The organism is Stenotrophomonas indicatrix (assembly GCA_041545745.1).
GTDB lineage: Bacteria > Pseudomonadota > Gammaproteobacteria > Xanthomonadales > Xanthomonadaceae > Stenotrophomonas > Stenotrophomonas indicatrix_A.
In genome coordinates, this window is sequence record CP168152.1 from 4,365,013 (window position 1) to 4,391,448 (window position 26,436).

The 26,436-nt window shown below is 64.3% G+C and carries 20 protein-coding genes and 1 tRNA gene; 5 read left to right on the forward strand and 16 right to left on the reverse strand.

Features of this window, described 5'->3' with window-relative positions; genetic code table 11:
- Window positions 1-75 precede the first annotated feature (75 nt).
- Both ACEF39_RS19900 and ACEF39_RS19905 read right to left on the reverse strand, forming a co-directional pair.
- Window positions 76-651 carry a hypothetical protein gene (locus ACEF39_RS19900; protein ID WP_500286320.1) on the reverse strand — a complete coding sequence of 192 codons (576 nt, stop codon included), beginning with the start codon at window positions 649-651 and terminating at the stop codon, window positions 76-78.
- A gap of 53 nt (window positions 652-704) precedes the next feature.
- Window positions 705-1,235 (reverse strand): hypothetical protein, encoded by a 531-nt coding sequence (locus ACEF39_RS19905; protein ID WP_500286321.1) that lies wholly within the window; start codon window positions 1,233-1,235, stop codon window positions 705-707.
- 205 nt (window positions 1,236-1,440) lie between these two features.
- On the opposite strand from ACEF39_RS19905, the gene ACEF39_RS19910 reads away from it, so the two are divergent.
- Window positions 1,441-2,067: a YiiX/YebB-like N1pC/P60 family cysteine hydrolase gene (locus ACEF39_RS19910; protein WP_500286322.1), complete on the forward strand. Its 627-nt coding sequence runs from the start codon at window positions 1,441-1,443 to the stop codon at window positions 2,065-2,067.
- Window positions 2,068-2,121: 54 nt separating this feature from the next.
- Here ACEF39_RS19910 and ACEF39_RS19915 read toward each other — a convergent pair whose 3' ends face one another.
- A complete protein-coding gene (locus ACEF39_RS19915; RefSeq protein WP_164745118.1) occupies window positions 2,122-2,283 on the reverse strand; it encodes a hypothetical protein in 162 nt (53 codons plus the stop codon).
- Between the two features lie 309 nt (window positions 2,284-2,592).
- Between ACEF39_RS19915 and ACEF39_RS19920 the strand changes: the two genes are divergently transcribed.
- On the forward strand, window positions 2,593-4,257 hold the full coding sequence (locus ACEF39_RS19920) for an AMP-binding protein (RefSeq protein WP_500286323.1): 1,665 nt from the start codon (window positions 2,593-2,595) through the stop codon (window positions 4,255-4,257).
- A 101-nt stretch (window positions 4,258-4,358) separates the two neighbouring features.
- Here ACEF39_RS19920 and ACEF39_RS19925 read toward each other — a convergent pair whose 3' ends face one another.
- A complete protein-coding gene (locus ACEF39_RS19925) occupies window positions 4,359-5,783 on the reverse strand; it encodes a short-chain fatty acid transporter (protein ID WP_481448556.1) in 1,425 nt (474 codons plus the stop codon).
- A 170-nt stretch (window positions 5,784-5,953) separates the two neighbouring features.
- Window positions 5,954-6,847, reverse strand: a complete 894-nt coding sequence (gene ubiA / locus ACEF39_RS19930) for a 4-hydroxybenzoate octaprenyltransferase (protein ID WP_500286324.1) — start codon at window positions 6,845-6,847, stop codon at window positions 5,954-5,956.
- 149 nt (window positions 6,848-6,996) lie between these two features.
- On the opposite strand from ubiA, the gene ACEF39_RS19935 reads away from it, so the two are divergent.
- Window positions 6,997-7,073, forward strand: a tRNA-Arg gene (locus tag ACEF39_RS19935).
- Window positions 7,074-7,130: 57 nt separating this feature from the next.
- On the opposite strand, the gene ACEF39_RS19940 is transcribed toward ACEF39_RS19935, so the two are convergent.
- The 11 genes from ACEF39_RS19940 to ACEF39_RS19990 all read right to left on the reverse strand — a co-directional run bounded on the left by ACEF39_RS19940 (window position 7,131) and on the right by ACEF39_RS19990 (window position 24,028).
- On the reverse strand, window positions 7,131-7,622 hold the full coding sequence (locus ACEF39_RS19940) for an adhesin (RefSeq protein ID WP_500286325.1): 492 nt from the start codon (window positions 7,620-7,622) through the stop codon (window positions 7,131-7,133).
- Window positions 7,623-7,722: 100 nt separating this feature from the next.
- Complete coding sequence (locus ACEF39_RS19945; protein WP_500286326.1) at window positions 7,723-8,352, reverse strand: hypothetical protein; 630 nt, start codon at window positions 8,350-8,352, stop codon at window positions 7,723-7,725.
- A 32-nt stretch (window positions 8,353-8,384) separates the two neighbouring features.
- Entirely contained in the window at window positions 8,385-8,753 is a 369-nt protein-coding gene (locus ACEF39_RS19950; RefSeq protein WP_500286327.1) for a hypothetical protein, read from the reverse strand.
- Window positions 8,743-9,159 carry a hypothetical protein gene (locus tag ACEF39_RS19955; RefSeq protein ID WP_500286328.1) on the reverse strand — a complete coding sequence of 139 codons (417 nt, stop codon included), beginning with the start codon at window positions 9,157-9,159 and terminating at the stop codon, window positions 8,743-8,745. Before ACEF39_RS19955 ends, ACEF39_RS19950 begins: the two co-directional genes overlap by 11 nt.
- Complete coding sequence (locus ACEF39_RS19960) at window positions 9,156-9,485, reverse strand: hypothetical protein (protein WP_500286329.1); 330 nt, start codon at window positions 9,483-9,485, stop codon at window positions 9,156-9,158. Before ACEF39_RS19960 ends, ACEF39_RS19955 begins: the two co-directional genes overlap by 4 nt.
- A 178-nt stretch (window positions 9,486-9,663) precedes the next feature.
- Window positions 9,664-10,137: a DUF6869 domain-containing protein gene (locus ACEF39_RS19965; protein WP_500286330.1), complete on the reverse strand. Its 474-nt coding sequence runs from the start codon at window positions 10,135-10,137 to the stop codon at window positions 9,664-9,666.
- A complete protein-coding gene (locus ACEF39_RS19970) occupies window positions 10,109-10,516 on the reverse strand; it encodes a DUF4279 domain-containing protein (RefSeq protein WP_500286331.1) in 408 nt (135 codons plus the stop codon). Before ACEF39_RS19970 ends, ACEF39_RS19965 begins: the two co-directional genes overlap by 29 nt.
- A 644-nt stretch (window positions 10,517-11,160) precedes the next feature.
- A complete protein-coding gene (locus tag ACEF39_RS19975) occupies window positions 11,161-15,858 on the reverse strand; it encodes an RHS repeat-associated core domain-containing protein (protein WP_500286332.1) in 4,698 nt (1,565 codons plus the stop codon).
- Window positions 15,859-16,140: 282 nt separating this feature from the next.
- Complete coding sequence (locus tag ACEF39_RS19980) at window positions 16,141-17,496, reverse strand: Gfo/Idh/MocA family protein (RefSeq protein WP_500286333.1); 1,356 nt, start codon at window positions 17,494-17,496, stop codon at window positions 16,141-16,143.
- Window positions 17,497-17,560: 64 nt separating this feature from the next.
- Window positions 17,561-20,536 (reverse strand): TonB-dependent receptor domain-containing protein, encoded by a 2,976-nt coding sequence (locus ACEF39_RS19985; RefSeq protein ID WP_500286334.1) that lies wholly within the window; start codon window positions 20,534-20,536, stop codon window positions 17,561-17,563.
- Between the two features lie 132 nt (window positions 20,537-20,668).
- On the reverse strand, window positions 20,669-24,028 hold the full coding sequence (locus tag ACEF39_RS19990; RefSeq protein WP_500286335.1) for a TIM-barrel domain-containing protein: 3,360 nt from the start codon (window positions 24,026-24,028) through the stop codon (window positions 20,669-20,671).
- A gap of 321 nt (window positions 24,029-24,349) precedes the next feature.
- Here ACEF39_RS19990 and ACEF39_RS19995 point away from each other — a divergent pair, with 321 nt between their 5' ends.
- The gene (locus ACEF39_RS19995; RefSeq protein WP_500286336.1) at window positions 24,350-25,504 is read left to right on the forward strand and encodes an SIS domain-containing protein; all 1,155 of its coding nucleotides are present in this window, start codon (window positions 24,350-24,352) and stop codon (window positions 25,502-25,504) included.
- Entirely contained in the window at window positions 25,497-26,435 is a 939-nt protein-coding gene (locus ACEF39_RS20000; protein ID WP_500286337.1) for an ROK family protein, read from the forward strand. Before ACEF39_RS19995 ends, ACEF39_RS20000 begins: the two co-directional genes overlap by 8 nt.
- Window position 26,436 lies beyond the last annotated feature (1 nt).

A 26,436-nucleotide genomic window follows, 5' to 3' on the forward strand; every position in this document is an offset into this window, starting at 1 on the left:
AGGGGTACTGCTCCTGGTACATCCAGTACTGCGGTACTGCGATCACAGCGCGCGTGCGACGTCCTGCCTCCGCGCTCAGTCTTCGATGTAGTTCACCTCCGGGTGCTTGATGCCGAGCGTGTCGATCAACTTCTCGTACTCGTCGTTGTTGGGCTCCTGCTCCTCGCCTTCGGTGCCACGCAACGGCGGCGTGCTGTGGGTCAGCTGGCGGCCACTGGCGTCGTACAGGTAGTACCACTCGCAGAAGCTGCAGCCGAACGGCAGTTCACCGTACTGCACAACGAAATACGGCGTGCCGCTGCGGTCCTGCACACAGGCCAGGCCGACAGCGGTATAGCCGTCCATCTCCTTGGGTACGGCAATGGCCTGGCGTGCGCCGTCCTTTTCGATTTCCAGCGTGGTCAGCCGGGAAGCGTCCGTGTCTTGGGTGGGCAGGGCCGCCAGGTGCAGGCGGGTGCCTTGGCAATCGATATGCATGCCGGTCTCGTCGCGCGTAAGGGAGGTGGGAAGGGCCGCAGCGGCGGCCGCAGGTGCGGCCGGCGTCGTGGCCGGCTCAGGGGAAGCGGGGGCCCCCGCCGGTGCAGCCGCCTCGGGGCCGCTGCAGGCAGCAAGCATCAGGGCCAGCACGGGGACAACGGGAGACAGACGCATGCGGTGCTCCTTGGCTAAACCACACGACCGCCCGCAGGCGGCCGCGCGGAGGATCAGATCGATTCGTCCTCACGCTTGACCAGCTGCCAGCATGGCTTCTGGGCAAAGGTGTAGGTCTGCTGGTCGCTGGTATCCGGGGTGCGCATCTGCACCTGCACCTGGCCATCGGGCAGGCGGGTAACCTGCATCTCGCGGCCCTGGCGCTGCAGCGTGGCCGGGTCCGGCATCACCGGCCATTCGACCTTGGCCAGCGGAACGTTCTCCTCCACCTTGCGTGGCTCCGGTTCGGCTTCGCCGTCGATGTGGCTGTCCAGCAACGGATCGGCGGTGGACGTTTCCTGCAGCGCGATCTCGTTGCCGAAGTGCTTGAGGAAATCGTCGAAGACCGGATGCGGGCAGTTGGCAGAGGCGTCTGCCGCCGGCGCGGCGACCGGCGCGGCCGGCGTGGTGGCCGCAGCCGTGCTGGTCGGAGCCGGTGCGGCGGCGTCAGCGGGAGCGGGGGCAGCCTGGGGTGCCGGCTTGCAGCCCGACAGCGCAAGCCCCAAGGCAAGCGCGAGCAGGGCAACGGGGCGGAGCTGGTTCACGGGATCCTCCTGATTCCGGGTGGTCGCGCGCGGTTCCGGCGCGGTAGGGAGGCAAGGATAGCCATGCCTCTGTCAATTCAGTTTCAACATCCGCTGTCAGGAATATCCTGACACCCGGAATTGAGACTCATATCACACTATTATAGAAATCAACGTCATTCCGGCAGCCGTTAGACTACGTCGCCCTCTCTTCTGCCCTGGCCCCATGCGCACACTCCTGCTCGTCCTCTCCCTGCTGGTGCCAGCGCTGTGGCCCGGCGGCGTGGCCGCACTGGAGGTGCAGGAAGGCGATCTGCTGTTCGTCACCGCCGGCCATGCCGGCCTGAGCGCGGCCATCGACGATGCGACGGGAAAACAAGGTGCGCCCAGCTTCGACCATGTCGCGCTGGTGGCTTCGGCACCGCAAGGCTGGGAGGTGCTGCATGCCGACGAGAAGGGCTCGCGCCGGCAGACGCTGGACCAGTTCCGCGAAGATGCGCGTGGCAAGCAGCGGCAGATCGTGGTCTATCGCCTGCGCGCGCCGCCAAGGAATGCCATCACCGATGCAGTGGCCACCGCACGCACGATGCTGGGCAAGCCGTACAACACCGCCTACGTATTGAACGACGAAAGTTACTACTGCTCGGACTTCATCGAGCGCGCGTTCCGTGCGCACCATGTGTTCGCGCTGCAGCCGATGAACTTCCGCAACCCGCAGACCAGTGAGATCTCCCGGCATTGGGTAGACCTGTATCGCGGCATGGGCCTGGACGTACCGCAGGGCCTGCCCGGTACCAACCCCAACGACATGGCCGCAGCGACGGTGCTGCAGCGGATCGGCGTGCTCGAATAAGCGAAGCCCCGCACGGGGCGGGGCTTCGTCGGTGATGGATGGCGGCTGCCAGGATCACTCTTCCTCGTCCTGCCCGCCCTGCTGCTGGTTCTGGTTGCGCTTCTGCTGTTCCTGCTGCTGTTGCTGCTGCTGGTCTCGGCCGCGCCCCTGCTGCTGATCCTGCTGGTTCTGCTGGCCCTGCTGCTTCTGGTTCGGGTTCTGGTTCTGCTGTGCCATGTCCGATCTCCAAATGCCACGCGCGGAATGCGGTGGACGGGGCCATCGTCCGCAGCGATGGGTTAACCATGCGTTGTGAGCGGGCTACACCCATGTGTACGTGCGTGAATGAACCGGCGCCAGCCCTTGCGGCACAAGCGACTGAAGGATTCATGCGGGTTTGGCATGTCGTCATGCTGCAGCCGGAAACGAACGCATTCAGTGTTCTTGTCCGTCGCGGTGCGCGCAGCGGCGGCCTACGCCTATGGTCCCATTTGCAGCATGCAGGGCCGCCGCCTATCGTCGGGTGACATCACCCCGGAGATGCGCATGGCCCGCGACACCGCAGCACGCCCGACCTACGAACAGGCACTGGCCGATTTCAGCATCGAGCGCGGACAGCGACAGTTGCACGGTGACCTGCAGACCGGCATCAACGCCTGCGTGGAGTGCTGCGACCGCCACTGCGGCCGCAATGCGCTGGCGCTGCGCTGGGTGGACGCCCACGGTGCCCTGCATCGGTACACCTTCGAGGACCTGCGCGAGGCCTCCGCGCGCGTTGCCCAGGTGCTGGCCGCGCAGGGCATCGGCAAGGGCGATGTGGTGGCCGGCCTGCTGCCGCGTACACCGGACCTGCTGGCGACCATCCTCGGCACCTGGCGGGTGGGTGCGGTCTACCAGCCGCTGTTCACTGCGTTCGGCCCCAAGGCCATCGAAACACGGTTGAACACCGGGCGCACCGCATTGGTGGTGACCGACAGCGCAAACCGCAGCAAGCTGGACGAGGTCGATGGCTGCCCGCCGGTCGCCACCCTCCTGGCATCGGGACAGACACTACGTGCCGGCGACATCGACTGGAGCGCACGCACTGCCGATGCCACAGCTGATTTCGTGCCGGTGATGCTGCGCGGCGATGCGCTGATGGCACTGCTGTCCACCTCCGGCACCACCGGCAGCCCCAAGGGCGTGCCGGTGCCGGTGCGCGCATTGCTGGCCTTTGCCAGTTACATGCAGTTGGCCGTGGACCTGCGCCCAGAGGACGTGTTCTGGAACATCGCCGATCCCGGCTGGGCCTATGGGCTGTATTACGCGGTGATCGGCCCGCTGCTGCTGGGCCAGGCCACCACCTTCAGCGAAGCCGGTTTCAGCGTGCAGGGGCTGAACGACATCGTCGCGCGGCTGGGTGTCACCAATCTTGCCGGTTCGCCCACAGCGTACCGGCAGATCATCGCCGCCGGGCCCGAGGCCAGTGCGGCCATCAACGGCAAGCTGCGGGTGGTGAGCAGCGCCGGCGAACCGCTGAACCCGGAGATCACCCGTTGGTTCGCCGCCCATCTGGGCACCACGGTGCTCGACCACTACGGCCAGACCGAGACCGGCATGGTGGTCAACAACCACCACGCGCTGGGCCACGCCGTGCGGCCGGGATCATCGGGCGTTGCGATGCCCGGTTACCGCGTGGCGGTACTGGACGATGCCGGCAACGAACTGCCACCGCGCACGCCGGGCATCCTCGCCGTGGACCTGCGGCAGTCGCCGATCATGTGGTTCGCCGGCTACTACGGTGCCGACACACCGGCGCTGGGTGATCGCTACTACCTCACCGGCGATTCGGTGGAATGCGAGGACGACGGCTCGATCAGTTTCATCGGCCGCTCGGATGACCTGATCACCTCGTCGGGCTATCGCATCGGTCCATTCGATGTGGAGAGCGTGCTGATGGAACACCCTGCGGTGGCGGAAACGGCGGTGATCGGCGTACCCGATCCAGAGCGCACCGAGATCGTCAAAGCGTTCGTGATCCTGCGCGCTGGGTTCAGCGGCAGCGACGCGCTGGCGCAGGAACTGCAGCAGCATGTGCGACGCCGGCTGTCCGCCCATGCGTACCCGCGTCAGGTGGCGTTCGTGGCGGAACTACCGAAGACGCCCAGCGGCAAGCTGCAGCGCTTCCTGCTGCGCAAGGCCGAGATCGAGAAGCAGGCGGCGGCTGGCTGAGGGTCTCCGGGGTCAGAGCCCTTCCTTCGAAAGGGATCCGACCCCGGGGTCGGATCCTCTCCAGCGGAGAGGCTCTGACCCCACATGACCCCGTGCTTGCGCTACGGCATCACCGGCGGCACGTAGGCCAGCGTCATACCCAGCAGCCACAGCAGGCCCAGCACCAGCGGGATATGCACCAGCAACTGGATGAAGGTGAAGCCGACGATGTCGCGGGCCTTCAGGCCGAGCACGCCCAGCAGTGGCAGCATCCAGAACGGATTGATCAGATTCGGCAGCGCTTCGGCCGCGTTGTAGACCTGCACCGCCCAGCCCAGGTGCGCCTTCAGCTCGTTCGCGGCCTGCATCACGTACGGCGCTTCGATGATCCATTTGCCGCCACCGGACGGTACGAAGAAGCCCAGCACCGCCGAGTACACACCCATCACCAGCGCGAACGTATCGGTGCTGGCCACGTGCACGAACAGGCTCGACAGACGGTGCGCCAGCGTCTCACCGTCGCCACCGGCAGCGTGGGTAAGGATCATCGCGATGCCGCCGTACAGCGGGAACTGGATCAGCACACCAGTGGTGCTCGGCACCGCCTTGGCCACCGCGTTGAGGAAACTGCGCGGGCGCCAGTGCAGCAGCAGGCCCAGCGAGATGAACATGAAGTTGTAGGTGTTGAGGTTGGCGATGGCGCTGACCAACGGCTTGTTGGCGAACTCGTTGAACAGCCAGCCGAAGGCCAGCAGCGAAAGCAGCACGGTCAACAACGGGCTGTACTCCAGCCACTCGCCCGGGCGCGTACGGCGCTGCAGCGGCTCCGGTTCGGCCTGGGCGGCGCCGGGGAAATCTTCGGCGGTGCGCGCGCTGCCGGCAGCCGGAGCGGTCAGCCAGGCGATCAGCAGCGAGACCAGGATCAGCACCGAGGTCAGCGCGATCGACTGCCACAGGAAGATGGTTTCGGTGAACGGCAGCACGCCGGTGATCTCCACCAGCCCCGGCGGCATGCTGGCCGGATTGGCCTGCAGCTGTGCCGCCGACGAACTCAGGCCCATCGCCCACACCGCGCCCAGCCCCAGATAGGCTGAGGCACCGGCAGCACGGTAGTCCATGCGCAGCTCGGTGCGGCGGGCCAGCGCACGCACCAGCAGACCACCGAACACCAGCGAGAAGCCCCAGCTGAGCAGCGAGGCCAGCATGCTGACCAGGCCGACGTACACCACTGCGCCGCGACCGGTGCGCGGTACGCGGGCGAGGAAGTCGATGAAGCGCGCCACCACCGGCGCAGTGGCCAAGGCATAGCCACCGATGACCACGAAGGCCATCTGCATGGTGAAGGGAATCAGGCTCCAGAATCCGTCGCCGAAGGCGCTGGCGGTGGCCTGCGGGGTGGCGCCGAAGCCGATCGCGGCCACCGCGACGATGACCACGCCGAGCACCGCGAACACGTACGCATCGGGAAACCACTTTTCCGCCCAGGCGGCCGAGCGCAATGCTGCGCGCGCCATCCAGCCGTCCTGTACTGCTGCCGTCGAGGCCATCACCTACCCTCCCAGGTTCGATGGCCTGATTCTGGGCGGTGGGGTGCGGGCTGTCAGCCACCTATTGGTCGTAGGTGGCGGGCATGACGGTAGTGCCGGCCGCTGGCCGGCAACCTCGGGATCGCATACGGGTGCAGCCGGCCAGCGGCCGGCTCTACCATGCCTTGGGCTCAACGCAGCGCCAGATCCACGGCTATACCGGCAAACAGCGCGGCGCCCACCCAGTTGTTGTGCAGGAAGGCCTTGAAGCACGGTCCACGCTCGCGGTTGCGGCAGATCCAGAACTCGTACACCACCAGCAGCGTCGCCACGGCTACGCCGGCCAGGTAGTAACCGCCCAGCCCGCCGCGCACACCCACCAGCGCCATCGTGGCCAGGAAAAGTGCATACAGCACGCCCTGGATGACCAGGTCCAGATCGCCGAACAGGATCGCGGTGGAATGCGAACCCATCTTCAGGTCGTCCTCGCGGTCGACCATGGCGTACCAGGTGTCGTAGGCGGTGGACCACAGGATGTTGCCGGCATACAGCAGCCAGCCCAGCATCGGCACCTCGCCCTGTACGGCGGCGAAGGCCATCGGAATGCCCCAACCGAAGGACATGCCCAGGTAGACCTGCGGCAGATGGGTGTAGCGCTTCAGGTAGGGATAGCTGGCCGCCAGGAACACGCCGATGAAGCTGAGGGCGACGGTCAGGCCGTTCAGGGTCAACACCAGGCCGAAGGCCACCAGCATCAGCGCCGCGAACAGCGCCAGCGCCGCACGCCCGCTGATCGCACCGGTGGCCAGCGGCCGCGCCTTGGTGCGCTCCACATGCGGGTCGAGCCAGCGGTCGGCGTAGTCGTTGATGACGCAACCGGCCGAGCGGGTCAGCCAGACGCCAGCGGTGAACACGAACAGGGTCCACAGCGGCGGCAGGCCGCCAGCGGCCAGCCACAACGCCCACCAGGTGGGCCACAGCAGCAGCAGCGTGCCGATCGGGCGATCGGCGCGCATCAGACTCCAGTAATGACGCCAGCGCGGCGTCGGCGCCGGATGCGGCGCGGAAAGGGGGGTATCAGCCATGGCACTAGGATACTCCTGTGCCTTCGGACCGACTTTGCCGGCGGGGGGAGATTTGTGCGGCGAAACTGGATAGAATGCCCATCCCGCACCGCCTCATTGCGTTGCGATGCCCGCCCCGGCCCTGGCCGACGGCGCGGCGGTTCCACCACGCGCTCGTAGCTCAGCCGGATAGAGTAGTGGCTTCCGAAGCCATTGGTCGGGGGTTCGAATCCCTCCGGGCGCGCCATCTTCCCTCAGTCTTCGCCCCCGCCTGCCACCACGGCGTGGCGCGCTGGTCGTGGATTCATTCGGCTTCCCGATCCCCCGCTGCGGCTCCGTTGACGCCAGGCTGGAAGGGAACCGAGCGGTGGGCGCAGCCCTGCACGTCGCGGACGATGATCGAGAATTCCTCCCCAGCGCTGATCGCGCCGGACAGAAACGCGCCGTCGCCGTCGAACAGCACCGTCATTGCCTCGCCAGGGGCGATCGACAGCCGTGCTGCCGGAGGCGCAACTTCTTCGAGGATGACATTGAAGGACCGCCACGCCTGTTCGTCAATCCGACGAACCTCTACGGTGGCTGCCCTGGCATACAGGCGTCTGTCGGCGCTGGCCAGCAACAGCTGCAGTGGCCGAGAACCATGCGGATTGATCTGGAAGCGGCCGTAGGTCATGCCATCCACCCGTGCGATGCCGGCATAGGTGATGACGATTGTCGGGCATGAGTCCGCGCGTGGTTCTTGGGCAGCGCATGCGGTCAGGCCAATGGCCAGACAGAGGACGAGATGCTTGGTCACGCCGCAGATCCTCCATTGATGTTCCGCGTGCCGCCTACCGGATGATCCGGCAGCGACGGCAGGGCACCTGCACCCTGCCGCTGCTCGACTCTTCAACGCACTAAAGCGCCGCCGAGCATCTGCCGAACACGTTGGCGGGCTTATCCCGCAGGCTCACGGCAACCACCCGGTGCTTCTGCTCGCCGCACCCACCCATGACCCCATACATGATGAGAAGTCCCTTGTCGTTGACGTAGCCGATGAACGTGCCATTCCCTTCATCCGAAGCGGCCCTGACGAGATAGAGGCTCTCCCCGGGTGCTGGCTTCAGGCCACTCAACGGCCTTGAACCGATCTTCCCTTCAACCTCTGATGCCGATACCGCGACCAGTGAATTCTTCAACATCCACTCCGCAATGGCGGCTTCACTATCCGGATCAAGCGTGGAAATGCGGTCAAGCGGCAGAGTCGTTGAATTGCCAGGGAAAATCGCGTCGGATGAAACATCTACCCAATCCGATCTCCATTCCGTACGTTGAAATTTGTTGATGCTGCACCCGCCCAGCATTGGCAAGAGAAGCAATGCTGCGCGCAACATGCCAGCCATCGGCATTGTGATGCCGTTCCTTCCTGGGGCACCCGGGATCTTCCTGCGCTTGCCGCGCCACAGACCGATCAGATACCCACTGGTAGCTGGTCCCACCCCATCGGGATCGCTGGCTGGTGCCCGGGCACCGGACGCCTCACTCATACCGTTCCACTCCCAGCTTTCTACATCGGCCGTCACTGCGGATCGACTCGCCAGCCCATGGCCAGGATGTCGAGCGAACTGCCGGTGGTGCAGGTTTCGATGCGGAAGCACCGAAGTTCTGGCAGCAACACCCCCGAGGCCGCCCAGCGCTGTCTGCAGTCGGCCAGTACCTCGCTTCCATCATCGACATACGCACGCTCGATCGTGTCCTCACCCAGCACTCCGAAGTTGAGCGCCAATCGAGCGCCGCGGCATTCAACGAAGGTCAGCTGCTCGTTACGTCCGTCGGGCCAGCGCACGTGGACCACCACTTCATCCTGATTACCCGGTTTGCTGCGATCAACGAACACCGCAACCAAGGTGGCGTCCGACCAGGGCAGTTCGTTGAACTCAAGGATCATGCGTGGAGGCCTGCTTCTTGGCACGTACGTAGCTTCGATCTGGATCCACCTTGTCACGGCAGATCGTTCCTCGCGCATGCATCGCCATCGCTGGTACGTGGCATAGCAGAAGCGCGGCTACCCAGAGCGCGGCCATCGCCATCCACTGCTGCTCCATGTAGGCCCATATCAGCGGCAAGCCCGCGATCAGCCCGATGAATTGCGTGTATAGCAAGAATAGAAGATACACGCCGATTGATGGGTGTGAACAAAGCACGATCCCACAGCCTCGACAGAGCTTTTTCGGCCGACGCGCGAGTGCCGAAAGGATCGAAAAGCGCTGCCGATCGGCGGCGCACATGGGGCAGGCAAAGGTGAACAAGCGCATCAGACACCCATTGTGCCGTTCTGCACGTTCAACCGTCATGTAATTTCCTTGCTAGGCGCCGGCGGACTGAACACACGGCGGTACCAATAGGTGTCACTGCGCCTGAACCAGGTCGAGAAGGCTTCTGAATCGAACACCCTGAGCTGTTTCATGGCAATACGGTAGCGCTGGAAGAAAGCCAATATGTCGCGTAGTGCCTCGGCATCCACCCGTCGCTTGTCGACCTGGATGTAGATGACCCGGCCCCGGCCAACCACGTCCATGACGCACTCCATCTGATCCAGCCAGCCGAAAAAATGCGCTTCGTCCCGTGGCGAGTAGAACACCACACTATCGGCCTGTAGTTCCACCTTCTCCATTTTCATTGCGTGACCCTCTCCAGTCGAACGATTGCAGTTACCACAACTCTTGCCGGCTCCGCACCATGTGGGTGTCAGCTCACTGAAGGGTCGTACTCACTGCGATGCTTGTAGAACGTGGGCGCTCATCGGTGGGTGTCGTCAGCGCCGTCCGCACTCGGGAACTTCCCCGGCGCGCTGGGAATCAGCCTGACCGGGCGGCACGCTGTACTCGCCGCCAGAGCTCTTCCGACATTGAGTTCTTCCACGTCCGGCCAAGCAGCTCACGAAAAGAAGCGTCCTGATTTGCCAGGCTCTCCAGCCTCTCGATCTCTGCCTCGCCATGGGCCACCAAGTAGTCCTCCAATGGCCCAGCAGCGAGATTGGATAGTAGAGGTGCATCCACATCCATCTGCCTGACGGCCTCAATGAATTCCCATCCTCCGTCGGCATCCCGCTGAATGATGTCATCGACAACATCCAGCACCTGCATGTGCGATTGCCGCTCACTGGCGCCCATGGGAAGTCGATTGAACTGAACCCATGCTTCGGCGATCTTCTGCGGTCCACCATGCGGCTTTCCGGCTGATTCAATACCTCTATTTCGATGCATCCCAGATTTTTCCGGTTGAGAGGCCAAGCGAACAGCTTCACCCCACCACAGGAGGATAGATTTCAACTGAGACACCAAGGCTCAGTTCAACAATTCTTTTGAGCAAGCTGTGATCAAGCTCAAAACCTCCCAACGCTTCCGTAAAGAGACTTACATAGAACTCCGCCTTCCCGTCGCCACCGACAATCTCATCCAAGAACCGAGCCTTGGCGGACAGCACATCGCACCACCTACGCAGCTCTTCGTCCAACTCAACACTCGCCTTGCGCACAAGCTGCATTGAAACGTACGTTTCCTCGTACCGGCCCCCATCCGAAGATGGCGGGCGTGGATCGCCCACTGTCCTTGAGAATCTGGGCGTCAGACCGAACTCCAACGCGATATCAGACGCCCGCATGGAGGGATGCCAGATCCGCAGAGAAATATTCGCTACTTGAATAGACATGAGAGGCCTGGAAGGGTCCCGCTAAATGCTGAGCACCATCTGCAACCCGTTCTGCAGAACGATCTTCGCGCGATTGCGGTCACATTGATCATCGCCACGAGGTAGCCACCAGTCAGATTGATGAAACCGTTGTAGACGTAGGTGAGGGGTAGACGATTAAGATCGGCCACCTTCGGGACCTGATCCTATGCCCAACTGGATAGCGCGAAACAGAGTGTGGAGCACGCTACTTCTTTGAGTGACAACTGACCAAAAATCCGTTCTTGATAGGCCCCCAATCACCCTTAACGTCACGAGACGATAATCTGACGTAGGTTGGCCCCCGAGGGGATCCCGTGGCCAGAGCAAAAAGCAGTACGTCCGAATCTCCATCACGTGAATTTGCTATCACCTTGAAGCCATCAATGGCGGCATATCCTTTCACGAGAGTAGCAGTGGGAAAACCAGGATGCCCGCCGATCAATACCTCCACCCTTCTACCTGACTCCACAATTTCACCAACGTCATAGTCGGGCCCAGGCTCGAAAGCCGAGTAGGTTGCATTGCCAAGGGCAGCGCAAACGTCGTGGCGGGCGCTCAAAACTTGCTCCTCAGGCTGCCTGCATGCCGAGAGCAGTGCAATAAGAACTACGAACGGCAAGACCCTATTCACAGCCACACCCCTTCCTGATCGCGTCGTTGCCAGCTTTGAGCACGTCCTTGATATTCTCCTCATTTACTGAGTTCATGTATATTTTTCGGCCCATCATACCCGGCCCGTAATCTGGAAGACCCATAAGATGACCAGCCTCGTGTGCGAACGTAGTGTCACCCAGCTGGCCCGGCGTATACCAAACACCCTCATTTTTGAATGCCCAATTGACCCATGATTCACTAGTCCCAGGCCGGAGAGCAATCGCATTTGTGGACACCTCGTCGTATCGCGCAATCGACGTAACTACCGTTGTCACCTGATATTTCCCAAAGCGTCCGGTCCACGCCTTTTCAATAGCTCGTGATGCAGTATTGATCTGTGCGCTCGAGGCGCCTTGAAAGTTGATAGGAATCGAAATTCCCACATTGGTCTCGTTTTTCACACAGACGTAAGCAATAAGTCCCAGTGGATCGACGGACGATAGCACTTGCCCTCCCACGTATGCATAGGAGTTGGCACCGCCGGCCAACCCAATCGGATCACTCTGCGAGTACCGCCCCACCGCCGGGTCATACTCCCGCTGGTAGTTGTAGAACAACCCACTCGCATCGGTCGCCTGCTGGCCCGGGAAGCGCAGTGCCAGATCAAACGCCACACCATCTCCATCGGGGTCATTGGCCGGTGCCTGATCGCCAAACACCTCACTCCTGTTGTTCCACTCCCAGATCGCCACATCGCGCACGGGGTCGATCACCACACGCGGCGTACCCAGGTGATCGGGCTGGATGTAGGCCAGCTCCGGCACGCCTGCAGTTGGTGTCTGGATCAACGCCACCGGGTAGTTGTCCAGCCAGATCGCCTGCTGCTGCGCCTGCCCGGTCGCCGAATAGTTGCCAACCCACTGCCCGGCTTCGTCATAGACCGTGACCTGCGCATTGCCACTGGCCGGTGCGCGCAGCACGCGCTCACCGCGATGGTTGTAGCCGTAACTCTCCACTACAGCAGCGCCCTGCTTCACCGCATTCATGCGGTTGGCGTCGTTGTAGGCGAATGTCTTGCTGCCAATGCTGGTGGTGTTGCCCGCTGCATCCTGGTTGCGCGCCTGACCATCCACGGCAATCAGGCGATGGCTGTCAGCCGGATAGGTATAGCTTGCGGTCCCGGCCGAGGTGGTCAGCGAGGTACGGTTGCCGGTGGCGTCGTAGCCATAGGTTTCAATCGGCGTACCCGTGGCGCCATCCTGGGTTTGGGTCAGGCGGCCGAGTGTGTCGTAGGCGTATTTGGCCAGCACCTCAGAACCTGCACCGCTCTTCAGCTCGGTGATCGAACCGACGGGATCGTAGCCATAGCCCAGTGACAGACCGCCTGCCGCAGGGTCATGCACCGCCTGCGGGCGGTAGTCCAGATCCAGCGGGCGCTGCAGTTGGCGCCCATTGCCATAGGTCCAGCCGGTCGCCGGGCCGAAGGCGGCGTAGGTCACGTTGTTGACCACCACCTGCCGGGTCTGTCCCGGGCGGGTCAGGCCGATCTGGCTGATCCGCCCTTGGGCGTCACGCGCATAGTCGGCAACGCTGCCGTCCGGATAGGTCAACGCGGCCAGCCGACCGGACTTGCTGTAAGCGTAGCGCAGCGTGCTGGCTAGACCATTGATCGTCTGCACCTTGCGGGTGACCTGGCCGAAGCGGTCATGGCAGTACACTGTGCTGCCATTGGCGTGCAGCACCTGACCCAGGCGACCCTTGGCGAAACGCTCGTCATTGGCACATACCGCTGGCGCGGTGTCGTAGTGATAACCCACGTCCAGGTTGGGGTCCGGATAGGCGATACCGACCAGTCGATTGAGCGCGTCGTAGCTGTAGGTGGCAGTCACGCCGCGCGCATCGGTGCGGGTCTTGCGATTGCCAGCAGCATCAACAGTGAAAGTAGCACTCCCACTGTCCGGACTGACCTGCCCGGTCAGATCACCAAAACCATTGTAGGCATACGTGGTATGCAGCCCCTTGGGATCGGTCACCTGGGTGACCTGATCCAGCGCGTTGTACTGGCTGCGGATCTCCGCAGCGACACCGCCCACGTCCTGCAGGGTCTGCGCCAGCCGGTTCAGCGGATCGTACTGCTGGGTCGTCTCACGCTGCAGGGCATCGCTGACCGACTGCGGATTGCCATTGGCATCGTAGGCAAAGCCGGTGGCGTTGTTGCCCGCATCCTTCAGCGTGGTCAGTTGCCCGAGTGTGTTGTAGACACGGGCCAGCGTGCGGCGCAGCGTGCCACCCGCATCGACCGTGTTCTCCTGCAGGCGGTTGCCGGCGTTGTCTAGGGTGTAGTGAATGGTGTTGCCGGCGCTGTCGGCAATGTCCGTCAGCCGCTGGGCCGCGTCGTAGACATAGGTGACGCTGCTGCCGTCGGGCTCGGTGACCTGCTGCACGTGGCCGGTGGGCCAGTAGCTCAGCTGGGTGCTTCGGTCTTCGGTAGTAGTGGCGCCACGCACGGTGACCGACGTGGGCCAGCCACGTGGATGATAGGTGTAGTCGGTCACCACGCCATTTGCATCACGCACTGACAATGGGCGCCCGAAGGCATCGTAAACGAGGGTCTCAACGGTATGGCCCAACGCACTGGTGATGCTGCGCAGATCACCCTTGCGGAACGCACAGGTACCGTTGGTCGCACACCCCGCATCATCGGCGGTGTACCAAGCATAGGTCGCGGTATCGGCCACGTCCGTACGCGGACCGTCGGTGCTTCGCAGTAGGCCCACGTGCGGGCAATCCGGACCTTCGGCCTCGCAGTAGTTCTGCGTGGTCACGCGGGTCTGGTTGGTCGTGGTATCGCGAACGGTGACGCTGGTCGGCTGTAGGCGCGCGTTGCGGGTGATGCGGGTTTCCTGATTGCCTACCGTCTGCTGCACAACGCGATTACTGTCGAGCGCGACACGCGTCTCGCTGATGCGTTGCTGGGGTGTTCCAGCCGCTTCGGTGGTGGTTGTCACGGTCACCGCACCTGCGGTTGGGTCGCTGGCCTCGGCGTAGGCGTACTGGGTAACCACGCCGCGTCTGTCGGTGGAGGACTGCAGGCGACGGCGGAAGTCCGTGCCCTCTGGGAGGTAGGTACGACCAGCGGTGCCGTTGCTGTCGGTGATGCCGTTGACCTTGCGTGGCAGACCACTGCTGCCACTCGCGGTAAGCGCGTACGTGCTCTGCTTGCCGAGTGCATCGGTGACGATGACCGGGCCGGCAGTCGTGTAATCCAGCCGTACCCCATCAATGCCGACATCCGCTTGTGTGCAGTCACCCGAATGGCGGCTACAGGTCACCCGCCCCTTGGCGTCGTAGCCATACCAGCTGTAGCGACGGCTATCCTCGGCGGTAACGCCTGTCAGGTATCCGGGGAAGCGGGCATCTTCGTAGTGATAGGTCCTTAACCCACCGTCGACATAGGTGACTGTGGTCAGTTCGCCTGTCGCGGAATACCCGTACGCCGCCACGACCTGACCGGCCACCGAAATCGTCGAAATCAGTGCATCGTCGCCAGGCGCAGCGTACTGGATATCCAAACGACGGCCGGTGGAATGGGTGATGCTGAGCAGCCGGCCACGAGCGTCGCGCGCATAGACCAACCACGTTCCATCCTCGAAATCGCGTCGCTGCATCAGTCCATCCGCGTTGAACAGGATGCGTTCCTGCGCACGCGACAGCAGCCAGCCACTGCCCTGCGGTGCCGCGCGATCCCCCCTTCCATCCATGGCCTCGTACTGGCCCCCCACCTTCTGGAATGCGATCTGCCCGCCACCTCCTTCGATCAGGCCTACTTTCAACTCCGAACTTGGAGGGAAGGTGGAGTTGTCCACAGCCGCTGTAAGGCGCAGGTTGTGTGAGTGCGTCCACCCCGTACCCAAGGCCCCTCCGGCGGTACTGGTAAGGGAATGGTAGTGGCGACGAAAGCTTACCCATCCAAAATCGAAATCGAGCTCCGGCTGGGATTTATCGCCAGTAGTCGGATCACAGGGATTGCCAACCGGGCACTCTTGAGGTGGCAATGGTGTACTTGTGTATGAAAGCATCGGAGCCATCGCTGACTCGTCCTGCTGGATCAGCGAGCACATCTGGATGGCGTCGTTCCATAGCATGCCGGACCGATTCGGGCACACTGCCGTTCGGTCGCGGAAGGCAGTTTGCCAACCCTGCCTCGCGCTGCACGTCTGCGTGCCGGCGAAGAAGTCATTGATCGTATAGTGGAATTTCTTTTCCTCGTGCGTGACGCTTCCATCGTCGCCATGGCCAAGACTGGGAATATCGGTCCACTCGTCCTCGACCAGCGTGGTTGCCGGACACTCCGGATCGCTCGCAAGCTTGGCAAGGATGGCAAGACGAGTATCGTCCTCGGACGTGTATTCCTGGCCGGAGAACTTGTAGACCCAGTCAGTGCTGACAATCGCCTCGGGCTTTGCCCGATAGTCATATACAACCTTGTTTGCCTGGACATGCTGTCGCTTTACCTCCCAGGCAAAGGGTTTGTCGTCCTCGTAGTGGGCGAAGAATGACTTGATGTCGTTCTGGACGGCGGCCTCGGTGGCACGCGGCTGGCCCATCGACAGATAGCTATCCCACCGCTTCTTCACCTCCTGCGCCTGCACCGCAGTAGTCCCCATGCACCCCAGCGCGGCCATCGCCAGCGCTGCGCGCGAAAGATCCTTCAATCGTTTCAACATCCCTGTTCTCCTTCCTGGGCGGTTACCGCACCGGGAGGAACGAAGGCGCTCGGGCAGCCATTGCCCTTTCCCGCCCTGCTTCGGATCGTCCCTGTTCCGGATTGCGGCGTGGCCGCATGGGGACGTTATCTCCGATGTGGGTTACGTATTCAAGTCAGAAACTGTGGAACCGGTTGAATTTCAGAGTTTTCTGATAGTCGCCAGCCACCGATAACGGGCGGCAGAAACAAAAACGCCGGGCAATACCCGGCGTCTCCGTCACAGCGTGGAAGGGTGCAAACCTCAATACTTTCCGTCAAACGCAAAAATCGGCTTGCGCTTCTGCCACAGCCCCGCCGTGAAGTCCGGGAACTCCAGCGTCTGGAAACTGTTGGCAATCGACTGCTCGCTCAACGGGGTAATCGCACTCCACGTCACCGCGTCGTAGATGTCGATCGGCATCGGCGCCTTGGCCTTCAGCGCTTCCACGAACGCATGGATCACGAACCAGTCCATGCCACCGTGCCCTGCACTCGCAGCAGTGTCAGCATTCTGCTTCCACAGCGGATGCTCGTACTGGTCCTGGTACTTCTTGAACTCCTCCCACTGGTGCGGCGGGCTGCGGCCTTCGATGTGGATCGAATGGTTCACGTCCATCCACAGGCCCTTGGTGCCCTGCACGCGGAAGCCCATCGAATACGGTCGCGGCAGCGAGGTGTCGTGCTGCAGCAGGATGGTCTCGCCGTTCTCGCAGGCCAGCGTGGTGGTCACGATGTCGCCCAGCTTGAACTTCACCTTGGTGCTGGGATGGGTGGTGCCGCCGCTCTTGGCTACGGTGTATTCGTGCAGGCCGCGCGCCTTGGTGGCGAACGCATTGATGTGGGTGAAGCGGTTGCCGCGGTTGATGCCGGTATACATCGCGCACGGGCCGATGCCATGGCTGGGGTAGAGCTCGCCATTGCGCTCCACTGAATGCTCGGTGCGCCAGCGTGCTTCGCTCCAGCCCTTGGGGCCGAACTCCACGCCGCTGTCGTAGGGCTGGTTCGGGTCGCCGGAGTTGAACTTCACCCCGCGCAGGTCGTGCTGGTAGCCGGCCTGCAGGTGCACCAGTTCGCCGAACAGACCCTGCCGCACCATCTGCAGCGCCGCCATCACGTCGCGGCGGTAGCAGACGTTTTCCAGCAGCATGTACGGGGTGCCGGTGCTCAGCTGGGTCTTCAGCACGTCCCAGTGGTCCTGCAGGGTGATGCCGGCCACCACTTCACAGCCCACGGCCACGCCGGCCTGCATCGCGGCAATCGCCATCGGTGCGTGGTACTCCCATGGCGTGGCAATGATCACGCCATCGATGCCCTTCTGCTCCAGCAGGCGCTTCCAGGCATTGATGTCACGGTCCTGGCCGTAGGTCTTCGGTGCAGGCTTGCCCGCCTTGCTGACCATCTCCACGGCGCGACCGAGCATGATCGGCGCGATATCGCACAGGGCAACGACCTCCACGTCGTCGCGGCGCACCAGTTCCTTCAGCAGCACCAGGCCACGCATGCCGGTACCGATCACGGCCAGGCGTACCTTGCGGCCACGTGCCCATGCCGGGGTCTGCGGCAGCAGGCTGCTGGCGGCGACAGCGGCGCTGGCCGCGATGAATTCCCTACGCTTCATGGCAATCACTCTCCTCTTGAAGGCGCGCCAGCCTTGGCCGGCGCGCCTGGTCACGCAAACGGGATTACTTGAACCGGTAGCCGATCGTCACACTGTAACCACGGCCGAAGATGGTGGCGTAGTCACTGGAGTCACCCAGGAAGCTGTTGGGATCGTAGAACGGCAGGCGGTTGAACAGGTTCTTGACGGTGAAGCTCAGGTTCCACGCATCATCCGGGCGCCAGGTGACGCTCATGTTGGCGGTCCACCACGACGGTGCACCATCGCACTTGCTCTCCTGCAGGGCCAGGTAACCGCCGGTGCAGGTTTCCTTGTTGTTGCTTTCTTCGTCGATCTGGTCGGTGGCCCACTTGGTGCCGCCCACGTAGTTGACGAACATGCTGGTGGTGACCTGCTTGTAGGTCCAGTCGGCATTCAGCGTCGCACGCAGGCGCGGGTTGTTGTAGTAGCCCACCACGTCGCCGTAGTACCAGCCGTTCTGTTCATCCATGTAGAAGCGGTTGCGGTTGGCGATGGTGGCGGCCAGGCCGATGTTCAGCCCGCCCCACTCACCCAGCGAGAAACGGCTGCGCGCATCAATGTCGAAGCCATCGATCAGGGTCTTGCCGCGGTTCTTGTACTGGCCCACCACGCTGGCCACGTTGCCGGCCGAGTAGCCCGGCAGCGTTCCCGGGCAGCTCACGCCGCTGGCCGGGTCGGCGCACATCGCCGCCAGTGCGGCCACGTTGGCGCGGTCGCTGTCGGTGATCGGCGAGCGCGACGAGGAGATGATGTCTTCAGCGCGGCGGTAGTCCGGGGCAACGATTTCGTTGTCGCGGTAGATGAACCAGTAGTCGGCCGACACCGACAGCCAGGTGGCCGGCTCGTAGACGAAGCCCAGCGTGGCAATCTTCGCCTTCTCCGGCTTCAGGTTCTGGTTCGGCTGGGTCATACGGGCCACGGTGCGGCTGCAGTCCACGTTGAGCAGGCTCTTGCCCAGGTCAACATCGCCGCCGCGCTGCGATTTCAGCAGCAGGTTGGCGATGGCGTTGGTCTCGGCGCAGCGCAGTTCATCGCGGAAGCCGCCCAGCTGCGCGTACACGCCGCCGTTGCCGGACTCGGCCAGGCTGGGGGCGCGGAAGCCGGTGGAATAGGTACCACGCAGCATCAGCTGATCGAAGGCCTGGTACTTGAAGCCGATCTTCGGCGCGACATTGGCGCTGAAGTTCGGGTACTTGTCCACGCGCACGGCCGCATCCAGCTCCAGCTTCTCGGTGATCGGCGCCACCGTTTCAGCAAACAGTGCATAGGTGTTGCGCGCGCCATCGAACCACGAGCCACCCTGCTGGGTGATCAGGCCGGCGGCCGCGTCGGCGTTGCCGGGGGTGTAGAAGGTTTCGCGGCTGGCGTTGAAACCGAACGCGGCGCGCATGTCGCCGGCCGGCAGCTGGAACAGCGGGCCTTCGATCTTGCCGTCCAGGGTATGCAGGCGGGTCCACGACTGGATGTCGAAGGTCGGGAAGGCCTCGCGGATCAGTGCGGCGTTGGCTTCGCTGATCTCGCCGAACTTGTAGGCGGGGTGGTCGGAGATGATCACCCGGCCGGTGCCCGGATCGACGCTGTACGGACCGAATGCCTTCTCGAAGCCCTTCACGTTGACGTTGATCGTCTGGTAGGTGGTCGAGTGCGTGCCAGCGGTGGCGAACGCGGTTTCCCAGTTCCAGTCACCGACGTTGCCGCGCGCGCCGGTCAGCACGCGGTAGCTCTTGTCGGTGTTGCGCTGGCCGAAGTAGTTGGCGCCGGCATCCTGCAGCAGGTACTGCAGGCCGACCACGCCACCCATCATGGCCTTCAGCTCGGGGCTGGCGTGGTTGTACTCGTTGTTCGGGCCCAGGAACGGATACAGGAACTGGTTGACGTTGTTGCCGGTATCGCGCGAGAACCAGCTGGTCGGGTTGCCGGTGGTGGTGCCGTAGCTGCGCGGCGTACCGCCGTTGGCACGCAGGTCGATATCGGTATAGGTGGCCTCGGCGAAGATCTCGGTGCTGTCACCCACCAGGAAGGTGCCGTTGAGGTAGGCGGTATTGCGCTCGGATTTGGCGCCCGCGTCGATCTCGTTGTTCATCCAGGTTTCCCAGACGCAACGCGGGCCGGCGGCTTCACCCTGCAGTACGTTCTGGCAGCCCGGCGCGGCTTCCTGCACGCGGCGGCCGGTCACCGGATCGAACGCGAAATAGCTGCCCGGGTTGAACTGGCCCGGCTTGCTGCCCACGCCCAGGCGCAGGTTGTTCAGATAGTTGGGGTTGTTGACGTAGTACTGGTCCGGGCGCTTGTCATAGAAGTCGGCCAGCGGGATCGCGTCGCGGCGGTACATGTTCACCGCGCCGTAGATGTTGAAGCGGTTCTCGGTGAGGTCACCGAAGCCGGCGGTGATGCTGGCCTGGCGCTCGCCGTAGGAATCGATGCGCGAGGAGGTGTCATTGGTGAAGCTGATCTCCGCGCCCTGGAAGTTGCGCTTGGTGATCACGTTGATCACGCCGGCCACCGCGTCGGTGCCGTACACGGCCGAGGCGCCGTCGGTCAGCACTTCCATGCGTTCGATGGCGGCGGCGGGAATCGCATCGATGTTGACGAACTGGGTCTGGAAGCCGGCTGGCGCGCCGTAGTACGACAGGCGACGGCCATTCAACAGCACCAGCGTGCCCTGTGCGCCGAGGCCGCGCAGGTTGGCCTGCGATGCGCCGTCCGAGCCGGTGAACAGCGAGCGCGAATCCTGCTGCGCTGGCCGTGCGGCCGGCAGGTTGTCGAGCACCTGCAGCAGCGTGCGCGCACCCATGTTCTGGATGTCCTGCTTGCTGATCACCTGCACCGGCGAGGCGGTTTCAACGTCGGTGCGGCGGATGTTGGAACCGGTGACCTCGATGCGGGCCAGGTCGGTGGCCTTGTCCTTGCTCTCCTGGGCGAAGGCTGGAACGGCGACCGACAGCAGCACGCCGGCAATGGCCAGCGACAGCGGTGCGATCGAGCGACAGGGGGGGCGGTGGTGGCGGGCGGGCAACATCGGGGTTCTCTCCTGGCAGGGGTGCGGCGCGAATGGTGGATCGGCGGGCAAAACGCTCCCGGGCCACGGCCCCCACAGTCGTGGTGAAGCCGTAGTCGGAATGGGCGGGGGAGGAGCGGTGTTACGTGGCGGTCATGGGGCGACGATGCTGGCGGAGTCGCCCTCCTGGCCGATCAGCACGGCGTTGGCCCAGTTGGCGCAGACCTGGGCGGGTTGGCTGCCCTGCGCACCCAGCGTGCGCAGGCTCAGGGTGGAAAGGCCACGGATGTCCAGCTCCGGCTTGACCACGCCGGGCGCCTTCACCAGGCCGCTGTCGTACAGCAGATGGTTGTCACCCCAGACCTGGAACTGCAGGCCGCCGGCCGTGCGGCAGGCGTCGTCGATGCCGAGGTCGGCACGCAGCAAGCGCCAACCACCCTGCAGGCGCAGGTCGATGCGGCTGTTGGCGGCCACGCCGAGGCCACGGCGGAACTGCAGGCCGCTCATGCGCATGCCGGCGTCGCCAGTGAACGCCTTGTCGGCGCGCACCTGGCTGGCCAGCGCGGCCGGCACCGGCAGCTCGGAGAGATAGCGCTGCCGGGCCGGTCGCTCCGGTTCCTGGTGTTCGAGGATGTGGAAGGTGGACAGCGCAATCGGACCGACGTCGCGCGGTTGCAGTGCATCGAAGGCACGCGCACTGCCCTGCGCAGCGGTCACCATCGGATCGGTACTGCTGGCGCCATCACCTTCGGGGTTCTGCACGCTCAGCACGCGGAAGCGCAGCAGGCGGCCGGCATCGGCCGGGAAGTCGATGCGCTGCACGCCTTCCTTCAGCTGCAGGTGGCCGCGGGCGATGGGCTCTCCCCATTCGCCATTGCTGTCACCCAGGTACACCTCGTAGTCGCGCACCTGGCCGTGCTTCCAGTTCTTGTCGTTGCGCGGCGCGATGTCGATGCCATCGATCATCCTGCGTTCGCCGAAGCCGATCACCCACTCATGGGCACCGGTGCGCACGGCCTGGTTGCGCACGCTGCGGAACCACGTGGCCGGATCATCATCGAAGGCATTTTCCAGCGCATGGCCGGGTTCTTCGGCCGGGCGATTGACCACCAGCAGGCTGTCGGCCGGCAGTTCGCGGCCCAGCACCGGTGCGGCCGGGTAGGCATCGTCGGCGGCCGCTGCGGCGACGGCGAAGTCCAGCTGCAGCTGCAGCGGCTGGCGGATGTCCTGCGCAGCGGTGCGTACGTGCAGGGTGCCGCGACGCTCCTTGGCGTCGAAGTACCAGCCCTCGTTGGCGCTGTTGAACGCGGTCGCGTCGGCCAGCGCAGGCAGCATGCGGCCGGCAGCCTGCACCGCACGCGGCGCCTGCCGGCTGAGCACGCGCAGGCCATAGCGGCGCTGCGCCAGCTGGCCGTTGTACTGGCCCTGCACCGGATCGATCTGCACCTGCACCGGGCCACTGCCCTGGGCAGGCGCCTGCACACGGATCAGCTGCGTGCTCGACTCGCCCTGCTGGTAGCGGCGGGTGTTGCCATCGTCTTCGTACAGCGTGTACTGCGAATCGCCCTGCGGGTACAGATCGAAGGTCACTTCATCGAGGGGTTTTTCGCCGTCGAACAGCATCGATGGGTACATCGGCAGGATCGCACCGGCACGCACGAACACCGGCAGCGTGGCCAGGTCCACCTGGCGGTCCAGCTGGCGACCATCGTCGGCGGCCTGCACGCGGCGGCCATCCCAGTAGTCGATCCAGCCGCCGGCGGGCAGGTGGATGTCGCGGCGCCAACCACGGCTGGCGGCTTGGCTGCGGTACACCGGTGCCACCAGCAGGTCGCGGCCGAGCAGGAACTGGTACTTGTAGGTTTCATCCTGCGCGTGCGGATCGCGCGGGTTGTCCCACATCAGGCCACGCACCGGCGGTGCACCGGTCTGCGCGGCGTCATGCACCAGCCCATACATGTACGGGGTCAGGCGCATCTTCAACTTCAGGTAATCGCGGTTGATGCTGCGGTAGGGCTCGTCGTACCACCATGGGTGCTTGCGTGCGTTTGACGACCAGCCACTCATGCCCATCAGCACGGGCGTGAACGCCTTCCACTGCAGGTCGCGGGTGAAGGTCTCGGCACTGCCGCCGAAGATCGCGTCCACATCGCCACTGGCGTAGGCCATGCCGGACAGGCCCGAACCCACCAGGGTCGGCACGTGCCAGCGGATGTAGTCCCAGCTGCTGCTCTGGTCGCCGGTCCAGGCCACGGCATAGCGCTGGATGCCGGCCCAGCCCATCACCGTCCACAGGAACGGGCGCGAATCGGAATTGTCGAGGATTCCGTTGAACGCCTGGCGGTTGGCATCCATCGCAAACTGGTAGCCCTTGCCGGTCCAGGCCACGTCCAGTTTCTGCACGCGGCTGCCGGCCTTGCCCACTTCCCAGGCGATCTTGTCCACGCCGTTCTCGGTCCACAGGCCGGTGCGGAAGCCGTACCCGGCCAGGCCCTTCACCGTCTCCGGCAACTGCTTGTAGCCGCAGCCATAGCCATCGTTGGGCAGGATCCAGCCGCCGGGCATGTCGTTGGCCCGGTACTGCTTGGCCACGCTGTCGATCACATCCGGCGTGGTGCCAGTCGGGCCGTCGCTCCAGCCCTCGGGCACGGTGCCGGGCTTCTTGCTGTTGTCGCCGTCGTTGTAGCAATCGGCATCGCCATAGGACAGCGCCCAGCGCGCGACCATGTTCGGGCGGCCGGTCAGCTGGGTGTAGCGCTCGATCAGCTTCGGCAGATCGGCGCCAACGAAGTAGTAGGCATCGAAGCGGTCTTCGCGATGCAGCAGGGTGGCCTGGTCGCTCTGGCGCAGGTCGTAGCTGCCGTCGCTCCATGTGTTGCGCAGCATGCCCCAGCCGCGGCTGCTCAGCAGCATCGGTGCCGGGCTCGGGCGATCGCCCTCTTCCCAACCGCCGGAATACGAGACTTCCAGCTCGCGGCCCTTGAACTGGTAGCGACCGTTCTGCTGGCCACCACCGTAATAGCCTTCATCGGCCTGCGAGGACAGCACCTGCACGCTCTGCGCGGCATCCAGATCCAGCGGCTGCAGTTCCTGCCACAGCGCGGTGGGCTGGCCGTTGTCCAGGCGCTCCAAGCGCAGGCGCAGCGGCTGCCGCTGTACATGCAGCACGAGTGCAGCGGTACGCACGCGGATCTCCTGCGCGTCTTCTTCCAGCTGCGCCTGCACGTTGGCCTTGGGCTGCGGCAGCACGATCGGCGCGGCCTTGTCGCCGGCGCCGGTCAATTTGCCGTTGCGGCCGGCCTGCACGCGGATGATGTCGGCGGCCGGCAGTTCGATGCGGATGCGCGTGCCGTTGTCGGTCTGCAGGTCCCAGCCATTTGCACCGTCGGTGCTGGCACTGGCGCTGACCGAGCGCAGGTTGCCGACCGGTGCGGCCTGGGCCGACAGGGACGCCGACAGCAATGCCGGCAACAGGGCCAGCAGCAGTGGCGAGCGACGAACGCAGATTTCCACACAGACTCCCAACCCGTTCACCGGGCGTTTCGAAAGCGGTTGGGCCGACTCTAGGGCAGCGATTCGAAAGATGTCAACAAATTGAAAGGAAAAAGGAAGATATATTTACATGAAACGAAAGTTGTTGCGGCGCAATACTTTGTGTAAGCGCTTGCAGACCCCTGTTAAGCATTGTGCGATACCGCATTTGGCGGTTTCTTTCGTTTCCAGAGTGATGCCGCGCGAGGAAAGTCATCACCGCGATATCTTTCTTTTTACTTTCGGTATTTGACATTTCGAAAGAAAACGCAGATGGTGCGCTGGCCCAACTGGAACCTCCGAATGGACGTCACCCTGCTTTCCGATGTGTCCGCCTGGCAGCGCCGCGGCGGAGCCGATACCGCTACCGAAATCGCCCAGCAGCCGGCGCTGTGGGAAGCCCTTGCACAGGATCTGTCGCGTGCGCGCGACCGCCTGCAGGCCTTCCTCGGCGACAGCCTCAACGACCCGAACCAGCGCGTGCTGTTCACCGGCGCCGGCAGTTCCGGCTTCATCGCCGAAATGGTGGCCGATGCCATCAACGCGCAGTGGCCTGCCGAGGTGCGCGTGGTGCATACCACCAGCCTGCTCACCCATCCGGCGCTGTACCTGCAGCGCGACCGTCCGACCCTGCTGGTGTCGTTCGGCCGCAGCGGCTCCAGCCCTGAAAGCGTTGCCGCCGTCGACCGCGTGCGCAGCGACGTGGACGATGCGCGCTTCCTCGACATCACCTGCAATGCCGAGGGCGAGCTGGCCCGCCGTGGCGCCGGCCGTGCCGACACCTGCACCCTGCTGATGCCGTCGGCCAGCTGCGACCGTGCCTTCGCCATGACCAGCAGCCTGACCTGCATGCTGCTGGCCGCATTGACGGTGTTCGACCGTTCGCCGTGGGATGCGCGCATCGCGCGCCTGCAGCAGATTGCCGGTCTCGCCCGCGAAGGCCAGGCGCAGTGGGACGCACCGGTGGCCGCGCTGGCGCAGCGCCCGTTCAACCGGGTGATCTACCTTGGCAGCGGCCCGCTGGAAGCACTCGCACGCGAAGCCGCGTTGAAGGTGCTGGAGCTGACCGCCGGCCGCGTGCTGGCGCTGGCCAACACCCCGCTCGGCTTCCGCCACGGCCCGAAATCCACGCTGGACGGCAGCACCCTGGTGGTCGTGCTGCGCAGCGGGCAGCCGCTGGCGCGCCGCTATGAGCAGGACCTGCTGGAAGAACTGCGCCGCGATGGCGTGGCCGGGCAGGTACTGTCGATCGGTCCGCACGCGGATATCGGCGCCGATGATGACTACACCCTCACCGTGCCCGCGCTGGACGATCCGTGGCTTGCGCCGGTGTGGCTGGGCTTTGCGCAGCTGTACGCGCTGCAGCGTTCGGCCGCACTTGGCCTGACCCCGGACAATCCGTTCCCGGACGGCACCGTCAACCGCGTGGTCAAGGGTGTCACCATCCACCATGGCTGAGCTGATCGCCAACGCCTGCTACGGCATCGACATCGGCGGCACCAAGATCGAGCTGGTGGTGTGCGATGCGGCGATGCAGGTCACCTGGCGCCGCCGCGTGGCTACCCCGCAGGGCGACTACGACGGCTTCCTGCAGGCGGTGGTGACATTGGTTGCTGAAGCCGATGCTGCGCTGGGTCGCAGCGATGCGGCCATCGGCATCGCCCTGCCCGGCGTGCGTGATCGTCGCAACGGCCGCCAACTCAGCGCCAATGTGCCTGCGCTGACCGGCCAATGCGTGGCGGCTGATCTGCAGGCACGCCTGCAGCGCCCGCTGCATTTCGGCAACGACCTGCAGTGTTTCGCGCTCTCTGAAGCACATGGCGGCGCCGCCGATGGCTACCCCAGCATGTTCGGCGCCATCCTCGGCACCGGTGCCGGTGGCGGCTTCTGCCTGCGGGGGCGCCTGCTGTCCGGCTTCAACGGCCTGGCCGGCGAATGGGGCCACTGGAGCGTGCCGGGTCACCTGCTGCAGCGACATGGCCTGCCGCTCATCGACTGCGCTTGTGGCCTGCAAGGCTGCGTGGAGCGCTACGTATCCGGGAGTGGCCTGGCGATGATCGAGCGTCACCTCGGTGGCAGCGCTGCCGATGCCAGCGTGGTGGTCACCCTGGCCGAGGCCGGCGATGCGCGTGCGCGGCAGGCGCTGGACATCCATCGCGACCTGCTCGGCCACAGCCTGGCCGCACTGGTGCTGGCCCTGGACCCGCACGTGATCGTGCTCGGCGGCGGCCTGTCCCAGTACGCACCGCTGTACCAGCTGCTGCCTGCGGCCATCGCCGCGCATCTGTTCAACGGCGTGCAGGTGCCGCCCATCGTGCCGCCGCGCTTCGGTGATGCCGGTGGTGCACGCGGTGCCGCGCTGCTGGCCTGCCAACCCTCGTTTTCCTGAT

Excerpts from the sequence above, each read along its gene's own strand:
- ACEF39_RS19925 (WP_481448556.1), bottom strand. The coding sequence starts at position 5,783 with ATGGCCTCGACGGCAGCAGTACAGGACGGCTGGATGGCGCGCGCAGCA.
- ACEF39_RS20000 (WP_500286337.1), top strand. The coding sequence starts at position 25,497 with ATGGCTGAGCTGATCGCCAACGCCTGCTACGGCATCGACATCGGCGGC.
- ACEF39_RS19980 (WP_500286333.1), bottom strand. The coding sequence starts at position 17,496 with ATGAAGCGTAGGGAATTCATCGCGGCCAGCGCCGCTGTCGCCGCCAGC.
- ACEF39_RS19915 (WP_164745118.1), bottom strand. The coding sequence starts at position 2,283 with ATGGCACAGCAGAACCAGAACCCGAACCAGAAGCAGCAGGGCCAGCAG.
- ACEF39_RS19955 (WP_500286328.1), bottom strand. The coding sequence starts at position 9,159 with ATGACGGTTGAACGTGCAGAACGGCACAATGGGTGTCTGATGCGCTTG.
- ACEF39_RS19975 (WP_500286332.1), bottom strand. The coding sequence starts at position 15,858 with ATGTTGAAACGATTGAAGGATCTTTCGCGCGCAGCGCTGGCGATGGCC.
- ACEF39_RS19985 (WP_500286334.1), bottom strand. The coding sequence starts at position 20,536 with ATGTTGCCCGCCCGCCACCACCGCCCCCCCTGTCGCTCGATCGCACCG.
- ACEF39_RS19920 (WP_500286323.1), top strand. The coding sequence starts at position 2,593 with ATGGCCCGCGACACCGCAGCACGCCCGACCTACGAACAGGCACTGGCC.
- ACEF39_RS19950 (WP_500286327.1), bottom strand. The coding sequence starts at position 8,753 with ATGATCCTTGAGTTCAACGAACTGCCCTGGTCGGACGCCACCTTGGTT.
- ACEF39_RS19945 (WP_500286326.1), bottom strand. The coding sequence starts at position 8,352 with ATGAGTGAGGCGTCCGGTGCCCGGGCACCAGCCAGCGATCCCGATGGG.
- ACEF39_RS19900 (WP_500286320.1), bottom strand. The coding sequence starts at position 651 with ATGCGTCTGTCTCCCGTTGTCCCCGTGCTGGCCCTGATGCTTGCTGCC.
- ubiA (WP_500286324.1), bottom strand. The coding sequence starts at position 6,847 with ATGGCTGATACCCCCCTTTCCGCGCCGCATCCGGCGCCGACGCCGCGC.
- ACEF39_RS19960 (WP_500286329.1), bottom strand. The coding sequence starts at position 9,485 with ATGAAAATGGAGAAGGTGGAACTACAGGCCGATAGTGTGGTGTTCTAC.
- ACEF39_RS19995 (WP_500286336.1), top strand. The coding sequence starts at position 24,350 with ATGGACGTCACCCTGCTTTCCGATGTGTCCGCCTGGCAGCGCCGCGGC.
- ACEF39_RS19970 (WP_500286331.1), bottom strand. The coding sequence starts at position 10,516 with ATGTCTATTCAAGTAGCGAATATTTCTCTGCGGATCTGGCATCCCTCC.
- ACEF39_RS19910 (WP_500286322.1), top strand. The coding sequence starts at position 1,441 with ATGCGCACACTCCTGCTCGTCCTCTCCCTGCTGGTGCCAGCGCTGTGG.